At 36.5% G+C, this 19,771-nt stretch carries 15 protein-coding genes; 7 read left to right on the top strand and 8 right to left on the bottom strand.

Annotated features, from left to right (window positions below; genetic code table 11):
• Positions 1-20 precede the first annotated feature (20 nt).
• From IPH11_11755 to IPH11_11720, 8 genes are all read right to left on the bottom strand, one after another.
• Entirely contained in the window at positions 21-1,895 is a 1,875-nt protein-coding gene (locus IPH11_11755; GenBank protein ID MBK6914282.1) for a PAS domain S-box protein, read from the bottom strand.
• On the bottom strand, positions 1,829-4,945 hold the full coding sequence (locus IPH11_11750) for a PAS domain S-box protein (protein MBK6914281.1): 3,117 nt from the start codon (positions 4,943-4,945) through the stop codon (positions 1,829-1,831). The genes IPH11_11755 and IPH11_11750 overlap by 67 nt, the downstream gene beginning before the upstream one ends.
• A 32-nt stretch (positions 4,946-4,977) precedes the next feature.
• Positions 4,978-5,145: a hypothetical protein gene (locus IPH11_11745; GenBank protein MBK6914280.1), complete on the bottom strand. Its 168-nt coding sequence runs from the start codon at positions 5,143-5,145 to the stop codon at positions 4,978-4,980.
• Positions 5,146-5,765: 620 nt separating this feature from the next.
• Positions 5,766-6,884: a C-GCAxxG-C-C family protein gene (locus IPH11_11740; protein ID MBK6914279.1), complete on the bottom strand. Its 1,119-nt coding sequence runs from the start codon at positions 6,882-6,884 to the stop codon at positions 5,766-5,768.
• Between the two features lie 16 nt (positions 6,885-6,900).
• Positions 6,901-7,350, bottom strand: coding sequence for a tetratricopeptide repeat protein (locus tag IPH11_11735; GenBank protein MBK6914278.1), 450 nt, complete (start codon positions 7,348-7,350; stop codon positions 6,901-6,903).
• Positions 7,351-7,549: 199 nt separating this feature from the next.
• A complete protein-coding gene (locus IPH11_11730; GenBank protein MBK6914277.1) occupies positions 7,550-8,860 on the bottom strand; it encodes a sigma 54-interacting transcriptional regulator in 1,311 nt (436 codons plus the stop codon).
• 362 nt (positions 8,861-9,222) lie between these two features.
• The gene (locus tag IPH11_11725; GenBank protein MBK6914276.1) at positions 9,223-10,311 is read right to left on the bottom strand and encodes a hypothetical protein; all 1,089 of its coding nucleotides are present in this window, start codon (positions 10,309-10,311) and stop codon (positions 9,223-9,225) included.
• A 70-nt stretch (positions 10,312-10,381) separates the two neighbouring features.
• The gene (locus tag IPH11_11720; protein MBK6914275.1) at positions 10,382-11,683 is read right to left on the bottom strand and encodes an outer membrane protein transport protein; all 1,302 of its coding nucleotides are present in this window, start codon (positions 11,681-11,683) and stop codon (positions 10,382-10,384) included.
• 373 nt (positions 11,684-12,056) lie between these two features.
• Here IPH11_11720 and IPH11_11715 point away from each other — a divergent pair, with 373 nt between their 5' ends.
• The 7 genes from IPH11_11715 to IPH11_11685 all read left to right on the top strand — a co-directional run bounded on the left by IPH11_11715 (position 12,057) and on the right by IPH11_11685 (position 19,720).
• Positions 12,057-13,874 (top strand): hypothetical protein, encoded by a 1,818-nt coding sequence (locus IPH11_11715; protein ID MBK6914274.1) that lies wholly within the window; start codon positions 12,057-12,059, stop codon positions 13,872-13,874.
• Positions 13,875-14,156: 282 nt separating this feature from the next.
• The gene (locus IPH11_11710) at positions 14,157-16,361 is read left to right on the top strand and encodes a molybdopterin-dependent oxidoreductase (protein ID MBK6914273.1); all 2,205 of its coding nucleotides are present in this window, start codon (positions 14,157-14,159) and stop codon (positions 16,359-16,361) included.
• Position 16,362: 1 nt separating this feature from the next.
• Positions 16,363-16,902 (top strand): 4Fe-4S dicluster domain-containing protein, encoded by a 540-nt coding sequence (locus IPH11_11705; protein ID MBK6914272.1) that lies wholly within the window; start codon positions 16,363-16,365, stop codon positions 16,900-16,902.
• 7 nt (positions 16,903-16,909) lie between these two features.
• On the top strand, positions 16,910-17,869 hold the full coding sequence (nrfD, locus tag IPH11_11700; GenBank protein ID MBK6914271.1) for a polysulfide reductase NrfD: 960 nt from the start codon (positions 16,910-16,912) through the stop codon (positions 17,867-17,869).
• Positions 17,870-17,883: 14 nt separating this feature from the next.
• A complete protein-coding gene (locus IPH11_11695) occupies positions 17,884-18,459 on the top strand; it encodes a YeeE/YedE family protein (GenBank protein MBK6914270.1) in 576 nt (191 codons plus the stop codon).
• A complete protein-coding gene (locus tag IPH11_11690) occupies positions 18,456-19,061 on the top strand; it encodes a YeeE/YedE family protein (protein ID MBK6914269.1) in 606 nt (201 codons plus the stop codon). The genes IPH11_11695 and IPH11_11690 overlap by 4 nt, the downstream gene beginning before the upstream one ends.
• The gene (locus tag IPH11_11685) at positions 19,058-19,720 is read left to right on the top strand and encodes a rhodanese-like domain-containing protein (protein ID MBK6914268.1); all 663 of its coding nucleotides are present in this window, start codon (positions 19,058-19,060) and stop codon (positions 19,718-19,720) included. The genes IPH11_11690 and IPH11_11685 overlap by 4 nt, the downstream gene beginning before the upstream one ends.
• Positions 19,721-19,771 lie beyond the last annotated feature (51 nt).

The raw sequence follows: 19,771 nt of genomic DNA, 5'->3' as shown, positions 1-19,771 counted from the left end.
AAAAAATTAAATTAATATCTTTATAAAACGAACTTGCCAATTGTGTCAAGCAGTGCATTTCTTGAAAAAGGTTTTGCTAAATATTCATCACAGCCGGCATTCATTGCATTCGCTCTATCGCTTTCAAATGCGTGAGCCGTTAAAGCAATTACCGGTATCTTAGAATATTCTTTTGATGCTTTTAATACTTTTGTTAATTCCAATCCATTCATGTCTCCTTTAATTGAAAAATCCATTAAAATAATATCAACTTTAGTATTCTTTAATAATTCAATTGCTTCGTTGGAGGAATCAGTGATAATTGCAAGATAACTTCTTTCAATAAATCTTTTAATTGTAGATTGGTTGATTTTATCATCTTCAACAATCAGAACTAAAGGCATGTTTTTTCCTTCCGGTATGGGGATATTTTTTATAATTTTTTCTTCCGTCATTTTTTCATCATGCTGATAAATGGGTTTTCCAAAATTGACTGTAAAAATTGTCCCTTTTTCTTTTGTGCTATTTACGGAAATGGTTGCATTGTTCAAAAGTAAAAATTTCTTTACCATTGGAAGCCCAAGCCCGATCCCTTCATAGGCACGACCATATCCCATTTGCTCCTGCTGATATGGCTCGAAGATATGCTGAATGTAATCCTCGCTTATTCCAATGCCGCTGTCTTTTACATCGAGTAAAATTTCATCATCTTCTCCGTTATAAAGAATAACTTCGACAAAACCTTTATTAGTATATTTTATTGCATTATCTATCAAGTTGGAAACTGCATGGGTGATGGAGTACTCATCGGCGAATATTGAAGTTGATTTACTGCATCTGTTTTCGAAAGAAAATTTAAGTGATTTACTTTTTGAGGAGTTGAAAAATTCTTTGACTAAATTATCACATATCGAAGAAAGTTCAATTTTTCTGTGTGCAACCGGAAAATCGCCGGTTTGCATACGCGAATAATTTAATATCATATCAATTGTTCTGATTATTCGTTTGCTTGAATGCTCAATGCCTGCAAATAATTCTTTATCTTCCTCTTGAATATGCCCGGCATACATATCCCTTATTATTTCCGATAACCCTAAAATTCCATTTAACGGTGTTCTGATTTCGTGGGACATATTGGCGATAAAAGCATCTTTTAATTTGTTGGCTGACTCAGATTTTTCTATCGCGGTAATTAATTCCTCTACCATCATTTTCTTTTCTGTTATATCTTCTTTCACTGCTACAAAGTGTGTTATATCTCCTTCTGAATTTAGTAAAGGTGATATGAGAGCTGACTCCCAGTATAATTCTCCATTTTTCTTTTTGTTGCGCATTTCACCTTGATATTCTTTACCAGATAAAATTTTGTTCCAGAAATTTTCGTAGAATGCTTTATCGTGATAACCGGATTTTAGAATGTTCGGATTTTTACCAAGAACTTCTACCATGGAATAGCCTGTTACCTCACAAAACTTTTTATTCACATATTCTATATCGCCGTTTTGATTTGTTATTACAACCGAAGCCGGACTTTGCTCAACGGCTCTTGATAGTTTTGTTAATTCTACTTCTGCTATTTTTCTTTTTGTGATATCAACTATGTATCCTCTTATCCGGATCAATTCGTTTGCATTATTAAACTCAGCAATAGCGCTTTCAAACGTATAAATAATTCTGCCGTCAAATGAAACAAGTTCTCTCTCAAAGTTTTCAATTTTTTTATGCTTTTTAATAAACTCAATAAACCGGTTTCTCTCAGATGGAAGCGGATATAGTTTTTCAATAGGAGAGGCAAGAGCTTCTTGTTTGGATTTAAAACCAAATATATTTAGAAATGCTTTGTTGCAGTCTAATAACTGCCCGGCAGGGGTAGAAATATAATCTGCAGATAAATCATCATCGAAAAACTTTTGCAAGTCTTCTTTGCTTTTGCGTAGTTCTTCTTCGGCTTGTTTGCGTTAGTAATATCCCGACCGATACCAACCAAACCGATAATCCGACCATCCTTATCTCTCAATGGAAGTTTGGAAGAAAGAAGCCAGCGTATTTGTTTTTTATCATCTATAATATATTCTTCCCTATTAAGCACAGGAATGCCGGTTTGTATTACTGATTGATCGTCAGCAAAGAACTTTTCCGCAAGTTCCTTTGGGTAAACCTCAAAATCAGTTTTACCTAAAACTTCGAGCTCCAATTTTGCTCCAGCGTAGCGGACATCAGCGGCGTTGGCGAGTGTCTTACGGAGGGTTAAGTCTTTTAAATAAATTGAATCCGGAATATTATCAATAAGTGTTCGCAGCAGCAGCCTTTCATTTTGGAGCTTTGATTCTGCAAGTTTGCGATCGTTAATATTACGCGCGACATTCCTGTATTCAACAACATTTCCGGTAGCATCACGAACAAAATGAGTAATTTGCTCAACCCATATTATTGTCCCATCCTTACGACGTACTCTGAATTCAAGAACAGAATCTGAAGAACGATTTAAAGTTTGTTCGAGATAATGATCTACCACCAAACGCCGGTCAATTGGCGCTATCAAACGAATGTATGATTTTCCCAGTATATCCTGAAGCGAATATCCTATTGATGTAAAACTATTTGGGCTGCAATACTCAATCTTACCTTCTCCATTTGATAAATAGAATACTTCATTAATATTTTCTACAAGGTTTCTGAACCGTTCCTCGCTTTTACGCAGTGATGCGTCCGCACGATTTTGCTGGGTAATATCACGGAAAGACCATACGCGCCCACTAATTTTATCTTCCATTAACAAGGGAGTAGAATATCTTTCAAAAACACGACCGTCTTTAAAAATGAGCGTGTCTAAATCTTCATTTGATGTATTATAAAGTCGATGTACTTTATTAAGGAATTGCTCCGGGTTGAGTAATTGATCCAATACAAATTTCAAAAGTGCTTCATCATCTCCCAAGTTAATCAGAGTCTTTGGTATTTTCCAAAGCTCAGCAAATCGTTTATTAGTTTTGATGATTTTACCATTTTGGTCAACGGCTAAAATACCATCAGCAGTGGATTCGAGAATAACCCGCAATTCATTTTCACTTTTCTGCAAGGCTTCTTCGGCTTGTTTACGTTCAGTAATATCATTGTAAGAAGAAAGAAAATGATTAACAGTCCTATCATCATTACGCTGACAAACAACCGAAAGTGTAACATAAATAATTCTGCCATCTTTTCTGATAAATCTCTTGTCCATCTCGTAATTATCTATTTTACCATCAAGTGCTTGTTGAAACAAATTTAAATTCTCAAATATATCTTCAGGATAAGTGATTAAATCCCAGGTAAGTCCGATTAATTCTTTTCTAGTATATCCCAACATTTTGCAAAGTCGTTGATTAATTTCAAGCCAGGTTTTATCTGGAGCTGTAACGCTTAAACCGATTGAACCCGAATCAAAATAGGATTTAAATTCTTTACGGCTTTTAAACAATGCTTCTTCTACCAGCTTGCGCTTGGTGATATCACTTATTGTCCCTTTTAATCTTACCGGCTGTTTCTTATTATCAAACTCAAGTTCACCCAAGCCATGAACCCATAGTTCTTTACCATCTTTAATCCTGACAATTTTATATTCTTTATCAAAACTTTTGCGTTTACCTATAACATCTTCAATAACATAATTTTTCATTATTTCCCTGAAATCAGGATGAACAATAGCAGCCCAACCTTCTAAGGAACGAATATAGTTTTTATCTATTCCAAAAATATCATCAAGGATATCTGAGCTTGTCCAAAAACCTTTTGATAAATCCCACGTATAGTTACCTAAACGAGCGATCTTCTGAGATTCTTGAAGAAGTTGTTCGTTACGCTCTAATTTTTTTCGTGTTTTATATGCTTCAGTCACATCAGAAAATACAAGTACCACGCCTTTAATTTTTCCATTAGCATCTTTAATTGGCGCAGCACTGTCAGCTATATTTCTTTCTTTTCCATCGCGGGATATAAGTACTGTATGGTTTGCTAAACCTATCACTTTACCGGTTTTAATTACTTTCTCAAATGGACTTTCAACCGCCAATCGGCTATCAGCATTTATTATTCTAAATACATCATTGAGATGTTTTCCTTTTACACCATTTATTTTCCAGCCGCATAATTTTTCTGCAGTTGGATTCATCTTATTTATAATGCCTTTATTATCTGTTGTAATTACTGCGTCCCCGATGGAATGTAAAGTAATAGAAAGATTTTCTTCGCTTTCACGCAATGCTTCCTCAGCCTCTCTTTTTATATTTTCTTCTTTAATAAATTCTAAAGCAAAGGATAAATCCTTAACCATCTCATGGAGGAGTTTTATTTCCTCATGATTAAAAAACAATTCCTGCGATGAGTAAAGGGAGAATGATCCAACAACTTTACCAAACAATTTAATTGGAAAAGATGCAGAAGATTTGTAACCGTATTTGATTGCATCCTTTCGCCAGGGAAGCATTCTTTTGTCTTCTTCAATATTATTAGAAATAACGTGCTTGCCGGTTTTTACTGCTAATCCCGTCGGTCCGCCGCTTCGCTTTTTATCATTCAAATCAATATTTATTTTTTTTAAGTAATCTTTAGTAACACCTGCTGAAGCAATTACTTTTACTTTATTTTCTTTTGTATCAATCATTCCAATCCACGCCATTACATAGCCGCCTTTCTCAACAGCTATGCGGCAAATGTTTTTAAATAACTTCTTATCGTCTCGGATGCGCACTATTGTTTGATTGACCTCGCTTAAAACAGCATAAACTTTATTCAGTTTATTTATTTTTTCTTCTGCAAGTTTTTTATCGGTAATATCTTTTGCAGTTACAAGCGCAGCTTTACGACCGTTATATTTTATTGTGTGAGAAGTTATTTCAACATCAATAATTTTTCCGCTTTTTAATTTGTGCCGCCAATCGTCGGATTGTTGAAGTGCCGGACGTTTTTTAGAAACATCCTTTATCAACCGGGAAACATCTTCTTTGGGTCTGATATCTTTTAGAGTAAGTGTAAGGAATTTTTTACGTGAGTAGCCGTATATTTTACAGCAGCGTCATTAACTTTGAGAAAGGCGAGAGATTGAATATCGTAAATCCACATCGGTAGTGGATGATTCTTGAAAAGAAGATTAAACTTTACCTGACTTGCATCTGACTTTGGGGACATAACCCCTCCTTGTATTATTAGTTGAAATTAACTAAAAGATCAAATCATACAGCCAAAAAATATAACATTTTTGCAATAGTAACTATATTTTATTTTGATGATCCTTGAGAGACATTTTAAGGATTATGCCAAGCACTTACTACGATTATTATAAATATTTTTCTAATCTTTAATTCGCTATTCAAGATTTCCAATTTATAATTGTTCATTTGAGTGTTCGTAACTAAAGTGTAAATAGTTTTGGCTTCAGTAAGTGTTACATAAAAACACCTGCTAAAAAGAAGCTAAACCAGTCGCAAATCCGTTTTAACTGTTTAATGGGTGGGTAGGTAAACGGTTAAAACCGTTAAGACTTTTTTAGTCTATGTTTTTTCAATGCGATAAATCGCATTGAGAACCTGAAAGGGAAATACAATCAGAAAAACTATTTCGGTTCTCTATGGAATTTATTCCATAGGTTAAAAAAGCTCGAGCAGCGAAGGAAACCGTTTTAACGGTTTAAAGATTTATTCGTATTAATAACCTGAGTTGGAAAGATTTTAATTAAAAAAAATGGCGATCACTGATTAAGTGACCGCCATTTAAAGCAATGAGTAAAAAGAATTTAAGATTTATAAAGTTTATTTTACAAGATTCATCTTTTTTGTTTGTGCAAATTTACCTGCCTGCATTTTGACAAAGTAAATGCCACTGGCAACATTCTTACCGTGATTATCTCTTCCGTTCCATTCAACACTGTAATTCCCTGGCTGATACAGATCGTAATCAACTAAGGATTTAATTAATTTACCCTGAATATCATAAACATCAAGACGAACCTTTTCTGTTTGCGGGACTGCAAAATTAATTTTCGTGCTTGGATTAAATGGATTAGGATAATTCTGACTCAGTGAAAATGAGGATACTATTCCGCCGGTTGGTTCAACTGCGGAGGTATCATGCGGGTCACCATGACAGGATGTGCATTCCATTTTAGTCATAACATTATTCATGAATGCAGTTCCGTGGCAGCCTAAACATGCAGTAACAGTTTCAGGATCAACATAAGTTGGAACAAAAGTTCCAGCGAAGTAGGCATTTAAAAGTTCAACAGTTTTTGCAGCGCAATCACCGGCGATTCTGCCGCATCTTTCTTTTCTTTCAACATCACTAACTTTTTTGCCGGCTGCAACGCACCATTCAGTAACAGATATATGACAAAGCGGACTTCCGGAAACATTCTGAACTAATGCATCGTCATAATTATGAACAAGATACCCGCCATTAACTGCGATATCATTTGCTGCATCACTTGGTAATTCAGCCTGAGTGTACCATCCAAAAAGTTCTGTTAAAAGCGGACCTGATGCAGCTTTTTCAGTAACCAGACTTATGAGTGCTGCCCCCCCGTTTATTACACCGCAAAGAGTACCCCAACCTCCGCCGCCGCCGCGTCCGAATAACATAACTTCCATTGGCAGGTTAGTCCATGGTTCTCCTATTTTTGCAGCTAATGCATTAACTAAAGCACCGAATACACCGGCGCAGCAGTCTTTATCATTCCAATAAAGATAATGAGCCTGAAGTCTAACTTCTTCTGCATCCAACTCTTGATAAGGCCAGGGCCAGGGGGTGATAAGAGGTTTGGCTTTTGTTGTAGCAGTTGTAACAAGGCTTGAGAACCCGGCTACTGCAGTTACACCAACGGCAGCTCTGGAGGCATTAACTAAAAATTCTTTTCTTGATAAATTACTTTTCATTTGAACTCCTTTTAGTTTAGTGTGATAACATCTGAGATTGATTATGTTTTTTTATTATAGATATTGTATCAATAATTTCTTTATTGTTGGACTGAATTGTTAACGCCTTTTGGAAATAATTGAGTGAAGTTTCTTTATCGCAAAATAGCCAGAGCATTCCCAATTGAAGTAAGTTTGTAAAATCCAAATCATTTGAATAAAATGAGTTTTCCATTTGAAAAATTAGATCGGGGCAGGGGCAATCTTCATCAGCAGTATTTGTATCCAAAATAATTTTAATGTTTGTTTTAATCAGAGAGCAGAATAAATTAAATGCTTCAGAAATTCTTCCGGTTTCTGCGTAACAGATGATTAGCTTCTTCTTTAAAGAATCATCATTGGAATACTTAAGAGCTTTTTCAAGCAAGGGTGCGGCTGTAATGAATTTACGATTCTGGAAATAATGATTTGCTAACATTTCGCTCATAATATTTTTATACAAGCAAATCTTTTACCAGAAAAAATATTGAGTTAGAGATAAAAATTTGAATGCTATAAATGCGGCAGTTGCAACACTGCAGTAAGTTTATGGTGCTATCTTATTTGGTTGTAAAATGTTAAAGGATGGTGCATCATTTTGTTGCATTGCAACATTGAGGAAGGGAGTAGTGAATTATAATGTTGATTTATTCTATACCCATTGATTTTAATTTTCGCCAGAGAGTTGATCGGTTAATACTTAATTCCTTTGCTACCTTTGACCTGTTCCACTGATGGAGTTCGAGCAGCCTTAATATTTCTGATGAGGAAGGATCGGATATATGATTTTTTTCTTTACTGCATTTAACATTATTACGCAGATATACAGGTAAACTGCAAGCGCACAAGGTGTCGGATGATTTGCATCTGATCATAGCATATTCAATTGCATTTTCAAGTTCGCGTACGTTACCACGCCAATCATATCTGTAAAGCAAATCCATCCCTTTATCGTCAATCTGAGTTATATCTTTTGAATAGAGTAAAGCAAATTTTTTAATAAAATGATTTACAAGATGAGGAATATCCTCTCGTCTTTTTCTTAATGGGGGAACCTCTATCGGGATTACATTCAACCTGTAATACAGGTCTTCTCTGAATGTACCGTTTTTAATAGCCTCTTCAATATTTACATTTGTTGCGGCAATAATTCTTACATCCACCTTACGGGTTTGCGATTCACCCAATCGCTCGAAAGCTCCTTCCTGAATTATTCGCAGTAATTGCAATTGCATTTGAATAGGTATCTCGGCAATTTCATCTAGGAAAATTGTACCTCCATCGGCATATTCAAAACGCCCCATCCTTTCTTTCACTGCATCTGTAAAAGCGCCTTTAGAATGACCAAACAATTCACTTGCAAGAAGCTGCGGCGGAAGAACTGCGCAATTAACTTTCACAAATTTATTATTTTTTCTTTTGCTCGTTAGGTAAACAGCGTTCGCAATTAATTCTTTACCCGTACCGGTTTCACCTATTATCAATATTGTTGCATCAGTGTTCGAAATTTCTGTTATCAAAGAAAATATTTCCTGCATTGGTTTACTATAACCAACTATGCCGTAAAATTGTGTATTGTGTTCGAGATATTGGCGAAGTTCTTTGTAAGCAGACATATCGCGGAAAGAAATTATTCCACCGGTTGGTTCATTAGAAGCATTTTTTAAGACAGCGGCATTCATACGAATCTGCAATACTTTGCCGTCACTACGCTGTATTTGTGTTTCTAAGTCGAAAATGCTTTTTCCATTTTCAAGGATTGAAGCAATGGGACAATTCAGATAGCAAAGTTCTGATTTTAAAACGTGCTTGCAAAATTTTCCAATCACGTCTTTTCTATCGAGCCCTGTTACTTTTTCAGCAGCAGAATTGAAAAAATTTATTTTAAAATTTTTGTCAACAGTAAATACACCTTCTGCTAAAGAGTTTAATATTGTATCGGTAGTCTGCTCTTCCATCGCTTTCAATAATAATTAAATATCGGCTACTCAAAATTACAAAATCATTTCTGCAATTCTTCTTTATTTGTTGTCCGTAAGCCTATCAAACAGCAAATACTGTATTAAGAAAAACAGCAGAATAATTTTTTGCGTATGAATCTTCTGAAAAATTTTTCGACTGTCATCCTGAGCTTGTCGAAGGATGATAATTTTGATCATCTCCAGACTTCGACAGGCTAAGTCTGACAGTAGTTTCTTATTGATTATAAATTATCAAAAGGCTCATTTTTAAAATTTAACAACAGCAAATAAAAACAAAATGATAATAATTTAATCCCAAAAGGTGATCAGTAAAAAAAAACTGACCACCTTTAGTATTACTAATCTTTATCCTTCGCAAACAAAGCACGGTAAATAGATTCATCAAGTATATCGGGCATACTCATGTGATCCATAAAAGCTTTCATTCCGGCATCCCAAAAGTACATGTCCATTCTCAACATCTCCCTTGGAGTGTGAACAACAATTTTATCACCTTTAATCATCAGTAAAACTTCGATGGGATAAGCAGTAAGATGATCAAGCCCGGGGCAGCTATTTTCTTTAGTTTCATCACCAACGATATAAAAGGAAACTCCTTCTGTTTGATTCCTTGTAATTCCCAAAAGAATTGCTTTTTTATCCGGAGAGTAAACTTCACTGATTACTTTCCATTTAAGATCCTCTTTTAGATTTTCGCTCCAGCGATATTCTTTATCTTCCTGGTTGGGTGAAAAGTTTTTAATGTTTGCTATAAATTTTTGTTTTAGTTTTTCCAAACCTTCAACGGTTACATTTTTTTTCTGTGAATAAATTTCCGGAAACTGATCTTCATCTTCAAAGAAAGTCATATCGCCTACCATCATGATCATATCTTTAGAAGCATCGCGAATATCTTCATCACTTCTTTTTGGCTCACGTACTTCTTTTACGTTTGAATCAAGTTTAAGAGAATGAATAGCATCAATAATTTTCGTTTTAAATGGGACTATTTTTTTTACAGCCTTATTGTACTGATCATCGTTCAAGTCATTAAAAATAATTCGATCAATCGTTTCAGGATCGGCGATGATTATTTGAATACCTTCATTTGTTTCATGAATTCCTACACGAAAGAATCCAGCGGATAAATATTTATTACCGAATGAAGTGATTGCTTTGATGTATTCGTCATTTGTAAAAACAAAAAGCTTTCCCCTATATCCGCAAAGATCTTTTCTATCCTCTTTTACTCTGTCTGGTGTAGTTATGTCATGGTCGGCTAAAATTTTGAAGCCGGCAGATTGCAGCGATTGTTTAACACTTGCACAAACTTTGGAGTAGTCTCCCTTTATATCTTTTACAACACGCATGTAAATACCATGATCAGAGGCTGAAGCGGCATTGATAAATAAGAATATGTAAATTATTAAAAAGAATTTTTTCGACATTTTATTCCTTGTTATAAATATTTAATAAAAAGGGCACCGGAATGATGCCCTTAATTAGATTGACTAAAAATTAAAAAGTAAATGCATAACCAAAATCAATTTGGAACTGACTCATTTTTATTCCGATTGTTTGTGCACCGGGCGCTTCCATCGGATTTGGTCCTTCAACAGTTACAGCAGGAGCGTACATCATTGCAAAATTTATTTCATTACTTCCAATAAGTTTGCTCAAGCCAAGTGTAATATGATGTTGAACGACAGCAGGGGCAAGAATATTAAACATGACTTCGCTTTCCGGAATCGGCTGTGAATTGAAAGAATAACCACCGAGTATGGTCCATGTATCGTCAAGTTTATACATTAAACCAAATTTTACAGCAGTTACATCTTCCCATCCGAAACCCCATCCTTCTTCATTGCCAAGAGCTTTAAAGTTTGGATTTGGATTTCCGTCGGGTAAAGCAGGGGAATTATTGATTAAATCCATTGGATTGCCGACTGAGTTTATTCCGCTGTAAAGAATCTGTTGAACATCAAGCAGGACTGTCAGGTTTTCCATCGGAACAACTGCAACACCGGCTGTCCATGAAGCAGGAACATCGAAGTCACCTTTTTCAGCAAACAAGCCCTGATAACGTTCGAACTTCTGCATTGATAATTTAGTTTGATACGCCGCACCAAAACTTAAAAAGTCAGTGAACTTTCCAACATAACCGATCTTTCCACCATATCCAAAAGCGGTTGAAAATGAATTACCAGTTAAACTTGCAGGATCACTTGAGAAATTAGAAAACGCAATTAATCCTTTTGCAGCAAACCTTTGCCATCCAAGTAAAGCACTTACTCCAAGTGAATGACCTTTTGCAATTTCAATTGAGTAAGTGGCGGCGGCAAACATTTGTTCAATATTTACTCCTGTGGAAGGGGAGGTTGGGTCATAAAATGTTTGAGCAGGGTAGTCACTGTTCATTCCGCCATTGCCGTAAAAAGCTAAACCAAGACTCATAGTCGGATTGATCTTATAGGCGATACCCATTGTGGGGAAAATAAAAAAGTTTGATTCACTTTCTATTGTGCCGGGTGTAAGTCCAAATGTTCCGGGAAAACCTGATGGAGCGCCTGTAATAGTGTACTCACGGGACGGGCTGAATAATGAAACGTTTATATCTAACCTGCTGTCAACGTAAGTTAGTAAGGCAGGGTTATTTATTGCGCCGAGTGAACTTAATGAAATAGCAACTCCAGAGCCTGCAAGTGCGGAGTATTTTATTCCGTAACCGTGTCGGAAATAGCCGTCAGTTGCGCTTGCACTTTGAATCATAATCAAAGCCAAAACGAATACAGTTACAATAGAAAAAAGTTTTTTGCACATATAGAATCCCTTCTTTTAATTTTAATAATTAGTTTGATTGTTTTGAATTAGTTTTTGTTTATAGTATTCAATTATTCTTTTAATGAAAAAGAAGAGTCAATTCTTTTACCAAATAATTAAGTTTATTTCAGACTTAATTCACACAATAATTGACTTTTAGTTTCATTATTGAGAACTAAGTTGATTGAAATTCTTAACATAGAGAACAGCTCTTTGCTTCACTCTAAATAATTATTTCGAAATAATATTTTGATTATAACAAGTGTTTTATTTTCCTTTCGTGGAATCTATTTTAGAAGTAATGTTTTAATCAGGCAAAGAATTATTAGAATTGACTCTAAGCAAAAAAATATTTTTTTCATCTTTATTAATATTGATTATTTACGTCTTTGCTTTTTACGTAAGTGGGTCTTTTATCAATAAAACTGCGTTTAACGGCTGTGTAAATTGTCACGATGAAATGGAGGGGTTTGAACCATCTCATTCACCTCAAATTATTGGTTGTAATGCCTGTCATCTCGGAAATCCAAATACATCCAATAAAATATTTGCTCATAAGGGAATGATACTCATACCGGGAAACACTTCAGACGCGGCAAAAACTTGCGGCGCTGTAAATTGTCATCCTGGAATTCCTGAACGAATAATCAGTTCTTTGATGAATACAATGAGCGGAGTAATTGCTGTAAATCGTTTTGCATTTGATGAGTTAGCCAGACCGGATGGTCATTTTGATGTAAAAGATTTGACTCAATCAAATGCAGATAATCACAACAGGAATCTTTGTGCCTCGTGTCATCTCTCAAATAAAAAAACGGAATGGGGTGCGATTAATGAATTATCACGTGGTGGGGGCTGCAATGCTTGTCATCTTAATTACAGCAATTTGGCAATCGAGCAATTAAACAGTTACCAAAAGGCAAAGGTCAAACGTGAAAAGTCAAACGAAAACAAAAATCAGTTTGAAAGTTTTCCGGAAATTCATCCTCAATTAAGCTTAAATGTAACTAATGATCATTGCTTCGGATGTCACAGCCGCTCAGGTCGCATCTCAACAAATTATGAAGGCTGGTTTGAAACGCTTTATTCCACAAGTGAGATAAAAGATAAAAATAATTTTAGACTTTTAATGGATGGGAGGGTTTTTCAAAAAACTAAGGACGATGTTCATCACTCTGCAGGAATGATTTGTATTGATTGTCATGTTTCTCTTGAGATTATGGGAGATGGAAATTCGTACGAGCATATGGAAGAGCAGACCAAAGTGCAGTGCATTGATTGTCACTCAAACGAATCCGGATCAGTTAGTTATTTGCAGCTTGATTACGAGTCAAAAAAAATTGTGGATTTAAGAAATGCTCGCATTGGAAATGAAAAATTTTTAATTACAACCAAATCAAATATTCCTCTAATTAACACTTATGTTAAATCATCCAGTCAAAAATATCTACTGACAAAATCAAGTAAGCAAAAGTTGAAATTAAATCCGCCGGCAAAAATTTGCATTGAGGGTAACGCACATAAAAAGTTAAGTTGCAGTTCGTGTCACACTGAATGGGTCTCGCACTGCGTTGGCTGCCACACGGAGTTTGATCCGAAACTTGAGGGATATGATTTATTAGAAAACAAAGATATCACAGGTAGCTGGAATGAAACTCCATCAGATTTTTATGTAGATTATCCTGTCCTCGGTGTTAGAAAAGGAAAAGATGGAAATGAAATCATTAATACATTTCTGCCGGGAATGGTTCTTACAATTGACAATATGAAAAATAATTCTGATAAAAAAATCTTTAAAAGATTATTTGTCCCAACCTTTTCTCATACAATCAATAAGACCGGACGATCATGCCAATCGTGCCATAATAATCCGCTTGCTATTGGCTACGGTAAAGGGGAATTATTTTATTCTAAAAAAGGTGAGTGGAATTTTCAATCGCAATTATTAAACCATCCGGAAGATGGATTACCAAAGGATGCCTGGATTGGATTTCTGCAAACGAGAGAGGAATCCTCGTCAACACGTACAAACACAAGACCATTTAACCTTAAAGAACAAAAAAGAATTTTACTTGTTGGTGCTTGTCTAACCTGTCACGCTGAAGGTTCGGATGTGATGAGTGAGAGTTTGTATGATTTTGAAATGCTGTTGAAACGTGTTAGTAAAAAATGTGTGCTGCCAAAATATTGAAGGTTGGAAAAGGCTTACTCATCTTAATTGGCGCTGCGCTGTTTTATTTTATCAAATATTATCCTGCTTTTCAGAGTAAATAATTTACCCGCTGAAAATATTTATTTCTCAACTCTAAGAATTCGTGATTGCATTTTCTATAATATGAAAAAAAAATCACTTCTAATCTTATCATATTCTCCAAATTACAAATATCCAATTGGCAATAAAGTTGATATTCATAAATGTCAATCATGAATATTTCAAAAAGAATTTATCAAACACAAAAATTTCGAGAATGAAATGAACTCAATATCCCGAAGAAGATTTCTAAAAATTTCAGGTGCAACAATAGCTACTGCCGCTGTACTTACTGGTTCGGCTAAAACTATTTTTAAAGGATCAGAAAAAATCAACAAAGAAAAAGTAAAAGGGATTAAGAAAATTCCAACTTACTGCGATTTATGTTTCTGGAAATGCGGTGCTATCGCTTATGTAAAAGATGGTGAGCTTTGGAAAGTCGAAGGTAATCCGCTCGATCCATTAAGCAGTGGAAGATTATGCCCGCGCGGAACAGGTGGGGTTGGTGCTCATCGTGACCCTGAGAGATTAAAGAGACCGTTGATCAGAAGAGCTGATCGGGGTGAAGAAAAGTGGGTTGAAGTTACCTGGAACGAAGCATTTGATTTTATTACCGAGAAAATGAATAAAATAAAATCAGCTTATGGACCCGAATCAATTGCTTTATTCTCACATGGAATAGGCGGGAATTTTATAAAACACATGCTTCGTGCCTATGGAAGCCCGAATGAAACAGCCCCTTCCTTTGCACAATGCCGCGGTCCACGCGAAGTTGGCTTTGAACTTACATTTGGTGATATAGTCGGTTCGCCCGAAAGAACTGATATTGAAAACGCAAAATGTCTTGTGCTTATTGGTTCTCATCTCGGAGAAAATATGCACAATACACAGGTTCAAGAATTTTCTCGCGCAGTTGAAAGTGGCTCTTCAATTATTGTGGTTGATCCGAGATTTTCGGTCGCAGCAAGTAAAGCAAAATATTACCTGCCGATAAAACCCGGGTTAGATTTAGCATTACTGCTTGCCTGGATGAGTGTGATAGTAAATGAAAAGCTTTACAATTCAGATTACATTGAAAAATATGGTTACGGTTTTGATAAATTCTCACAGGAAGTTTCTATCTACACTCCTGAATGGGCTTATGTTGAAACAGGAATTGAGCCTGAAATTATTAGAGCTACTGCACGCGAGATGGCTCGTTTCAAACCCTCAACACTAGTTCATCCGGGGAGACACGCAACATGGTATGGCGATGACACACAACGCAGCAGAGCAATTGCACTGCTCAATGCACTGCTTGGAAGTTGGGGAAGCAAGGGTGGATTTTATGTTCCTTACTCTTTCCCGGTTCCAAAATATCCTTACCCGGTTTATCCTGAATTAAAGAAAGAACCGCTTGACAACCCTGATATGAAATATCCATTTGCTTCCGGCGAACAAATCTCTACAGGAATTCGTGCGGCAACAATATCAGGTAAACCATATCCGATAAAAGGGTGGTTCGTTTACGGTACAAATCTTATTCAGGCTTTGCCCAATAGAAAAGAAACTATTCACGCAATTCAAAATTTAGATTTGATGGTAGTTGTTGATGTAATTCCAAGTGAAATTGCCGGCTGGGCTGATGTTGTACTTCCCGAATCGGTTTATCTTGAAAGATACGATGATCTAAATACCTCACCCTTTAAAGAAGGCTTTGTTGGAATTCGACAACCGGTTATTGATGAACCAAATGATCAAAAGCCAAATTGGTGGATTGCAAAAAAGCTCGGCGAAAAACTTGGACTTGGTGCTTACTTCCCCTGGAATAATATTGAGGAATATATGGACACCAGATTAAAAGCTGCAGGTCTTTCATTAGATGAATTAAAATCCTCAGGGATTGTCAAAGCACCTAAACAACCAATTTATTTTGAAGATGGGGTAGAACCTGAATTTGCTACTCCCTCGGGTAAAATAGAATTTTATTCCGATCAACTTGCCGAAGCTGGGTTTGATCCTGTTCCCCGATACACAAAACACGAAGAACCTCCTTCCGGTTATTTTAGAATGATATATGGAAGAGCGCCTATGCACACATTCAGCAAAACTCAGTCGAACCCTTTGCTGCATGATTTAATGAGTGAAAATGAACTTTGGGTAAATGCCGATGTTTCTGAAAAGTTGGGAATCAAAAATGGACAAAGAGTTAAACTAAAAAATCAGGATGGTGTAATCAGCGACCCGATAAAAATCAAAGCGACTGAAAGAATCAGAAAAGACTGCGTTTATTTAGTCCATGGATTCGGGCAGAAATCACGTCAGCTTCATTCAACTTTTAAAAAAGGAGCAAGCGATAGTGAACTTATTACAAAATATAACACTGACCCATTAATGGGGGGGACAGGAATGAATGTAAATTTCGTAACATTTGAGATGGAGAGTTAAAATGCCGCGCTACGGAATGGTGATAGATACAAAAAAATGTGTTGGCTGCAACGATTGTGTTGTTGCCTGCAAAACGGAAAATAATATCCCCGAAGGCTACAACCGTGATTGGATCATAACAGAATCTCACGGTAAGTTTCCGGAAATTCAACTTGAAATTAGAACAGAACGATGCAACCATTGCTCAAACACTCCATGCGTTTCATGCTGTCCTACAGGGGCAAGCCATATACACGACTTTGGCGGAGTTGTTTTAGTTGATCATGAAATGTGCATCGGCTGCAAAGCTTGTGTCGAGTCGTGTCCATACGATGCAAGATTTATTCATCCCGATGGTTATGCCGATAAATGCACATTTTGTATTCATAGAGTTGAAAAAGGAATGAAGCCTGCCTGCGTTGAAGTTTGTCCGACCTATTGTATGCACTTCGGCGATCTTGATGACCCAAACGGTGAAGTAAGTCAGTTGCTTAATTCACGTAAATGGCATGTTAATCTCCCTGATGCAGGCACCGAGCCAAATATTTTCTATTTAACATGAGGCTGAAATGATTTCACAAATTATAGAATTATCTACGACAAGACATAACCCGCATGTTGACCCTTCGATGGCGATGTGGGAATGGCAAATACCTGTTTATCTTTTTCTTGGCGGAATGGTCGCTGGTATGATGATCATCTCCGGATATTTTCTTTTCAGCGGACGGCACAAAGAAAGCAATTGTGCATGCTTCTCAATTCCATTTACAAGCGTTGTACTGCTAAGCGCAGGGATGTTCGCTCTGTTTTTGGATCTTTCACACAAGCTTTATGTTTGGAGATTATATACAACATTTGAACTAAAGTCCCCAATGTCCTGGGGTGCGTGGATATTGATTCTCGTTTATCCTGCATTGATCGCAAATATTTTAATTCGACCTTCCCAATGGATGATAAAATTAATTCCAAAACTTTCGGATATTTCACAAAAAATTTCTGAGCATCATATTTTAATTAGGAACATTGGAATATTGAACATGCTGTTCGGGATGATGCTCGGAGCTTATACAGGAGTTCTGCTTAGCACAATGGTTTCAAGACCGTTGTGGAATAGTTCACTATTGTGGGTGCTGTTTCTTGTTTCAGGTCTGTCTGCTGCGGCTGCTTATGTCCATCTCGTTGCAAAAAATAAAGCTGAATCAGAACTGCTTGCAAAAGCTGATAATGGATTTCTGGTGATAGAGCTTTTTACTTTTGTGATGCTTTTTTTAGGATTGCTTAATTCTTCAAAGACGCACATTGATGCTGTTTATCTTTTAATTGATGGACCATTTGCCCCAGCCTTTTGGGTTTTTGTAATTGGGCTTGGGATAGTAATCCCATTAATTATTCAACTTCTTGCTGTCAATCATAAAATTAAGCACACACCAATTGCCCCAATAATGGTAATTGCAGGCGGATTGATTCTTAGATTTATTATTGTTTCGGCTGGACAATACAGTCATTGGTTTAATGCACATTTAAAATAACGGAGAGAATTAATATGAATACACTCGTTAAAAAAATTTCCGGGATATTTGAAAAGGAGGAAGTACATGTTGAGGTTAAAGCTCAGCCATACTCTAATCCTTATCTTACCGGAATTGGTCTAGGATTAGTTTTGCTTGCGGCATTTGTGATAATGGGCAGGGGGCTTGGCGCCTCGGGAGCGTTATCAACAGTTGTTACTGTCGGAGTTGATACAATTGCGCCTGATCATGCAAAAACAAGTCCTTTTTATAATGAATATCTTGGTGATGGAACAACAAATCCATTAAAAGATTGGCTGGTCTTTGAACTAATCGGAGTTCTCGCAGGCGGATTTATTTCCGGATCACTTGCTGGAAGAGTCAAGAAGGGAATCGAAAAGGGAGTAAACATTACCTCAAGGAAAAGATTGTTTTATGCTTTCGTCGGCGGAAGTTTAATGGGCATTGGAGCTAAGCTTGCACGCGGCTGTACAAGCGGTCAGGCTTTATCGGGCGGCGCATTACTCAACCTCGGCAGCTGGGCTTTTATGATGATGGTTTTTGCAGGCGGATATGCCGCAGCTTATTTTTTTAGGAGGCAATGGATATGAACGCACCATTTTTCAAATTTGGATTTTTTAATGCCGATGTCAGTTTAATTATTGCATTCGTGATTGGGATCGGTTTCGGCTTTGCTTTAGAACGGGGAGGTTTTGGCAGTGCAAGAATTCTCGCAGCACAATTTTATTTTGGTAATATGCGAGTTCTAAAAGTTATGTTTACTGCTATTGTTACCGCAATGCTCGGAGTTTATTATTTATCGGTTATCGGGTTCGTTGATCTTTCACTCATATATATCAGCGAAACGTATCTACTGCCGCAAGTGCTCGGCGGATTAATTCTCGGTGTCGGTTTTGTAATCGGTGGTTATTGCCCCGGGACTTCCGTAGTTTCATTTGCAACTGGCAAATTAGACGGCTTGGTGTACATACTTGGAGTTATGTTCGGCATTTTCGTTTTCGGCGAAATATTTCCATATATAACTGAATTTTATTATTCAACTAATATGGGCAGTTTAACGCTTCCTCAGTTTTTCCACCTACCTTATGGGTTGGTAGTATTTTTTGTAGTGATCATGGCTATTGGTGCTTTTATGCTTGCTGAATGGAGTGAGAAAAAATTTGCACACAGAAATCCGGAGAATAAATTATGATCAAAAAATTTTCGCAGCTTGATTTGAAAATCAGATTAATAGTAATTGGTGTGGTGCTTGGTGCCATCGCAATTTTTGCCGGTGATCCTTACGGAGGTACGACGATAAAAATTAATTCGGAAGATTTATCATATTCAACCATGAATGATGCGGATAAAATTGATCCGGTTGAGCTTGCAAATTGGATAATTCAAGGTAAATCTGATTTTGATTTGGTTGATTTACGCACTTCAGATCGGTATTCTGAATATTCATTGCCTGAATCAGAAAATATCCCTTTGATTCAGTTACCCAAATCTGATTTGCTCAGGAATCAAAAAATAATCCTTATTTCTGATGATGAAGTTGCCGCTTCGCAAGGATGGTTTATTCTGAAAGCCAATGATTATAAAGGAGTTTATATTCTGAACGGTGGTATTAACAGGTGGAAAGATCAAGTGCTGTTTCCTAAATGCCCGTTAAATGCAAACGATGAAGAAATTGCCAACTTTAAAAAGATGGAAGAGATAAGTAAATATTTCGGTGGACAGGCAATGATGGTTTCATCTGATACAGAGACTGCGACAACGACAACACAAATTCAGCTTCCAACATCGAATACTAAAAAATCAGGAACGACTACCACTTCTCCAAAGAAAAAAAAACGCGAAGGATGTTGAGCAGATGTTTGCACCTTGGTATTGCATAATCCCGACAATCGAAATAATTTT

It is taken from the genome of Ignavibacteriales bacterium (assembly GCA_016709155.1).
Classification (GTDB): domain Bacteria; phylum Bacteroidota; class Ignavibacteria; order Ignavibacteriales; family Ignavibacteriaceae; genus JADJEI01.
This window is presented reverse-complemented; position numbering and strand designations above follow the sequence as displayed.

Coding starts and splice junctions, on each gene's coding strand:
- IPH11_11740 (MBK6914279.1), bottom strand. CDS start 6,884: ATGAAAAGTAATTTATCAAGAAAAGAATTTTTAGTTAATGCCTCCAGA.
- IPH11_11745 (MBK6914280.1), bottom strand. CDS start 5,145: ATGTCCCCAAAGTCAGATGCAAGTCAGGTAAAGTTTAATCTTCTTTTC.
- nrfD (MBK6914271.1), top strand. CDS start 16,910: ATGATTTCACAAATTATAGAATTATCTACGACAAGACATAACCCGCAT.
- IPH11_11685 (MBK6914268.1), top strand. CDS start 19,058: ATGATCAAAAAATTTTCGCAGCTTGATTTGAAAATCAGATTAATAGTA.
- IPH11_11710 (MBK6914273.1), top strand. CDS start 14,157: ATGAACTCAATATCCCGAAGAAGATTTCTAAAAATTTCAGGTGCAACA.
- IPH11_11730 (MBK6914277.1), bottom strand. CDS start 8,860: ATGGAAGAGCAGACTACCGATACAATATTAAACTCTTTAGCAGAAGGT.
- IPH11_11720 (MBK6914275.1), bottom strand. CDS start 11,683: ATGTGCAAAAAACTTTTTTCTATTGTAACTGTATTCGTTTTGGCTTTG.
- IPH11_11725 (MBK6914276.1), bottom strand. CDS start 10,311: ATGTCGAAAAAATTCTTTTTAATAATTTACATATTCTTATTTATCAAT.
- IPH11_11705 (MBK6914272.1), top strand. CDS start 16,363: ATGCCGCGCTACGGAATGGTGATAGATACAAAAAAATGTGTTGGCTGC.
- IPH11_11695 (MBK6914270.1), top strand. CDS start 17,884: ATGAATACACTCGTTAAAAAAATTTCCGGGATATTTGAAAAGGAGGAA.
- IPH11_11690 (MBK6914269.1), top strand. CDS start 18,456: ATGAACGCACCATTTTTCAAATTTGGATTTTTTAATGCCGATGTCAGT.
- IPH11_11735 (MBK6914278.1), bottom strand. CDS start 7,350: ATGAGCGAAATGTTAGCAAATCATTATTTCCAGAATCGTAAATTCATT.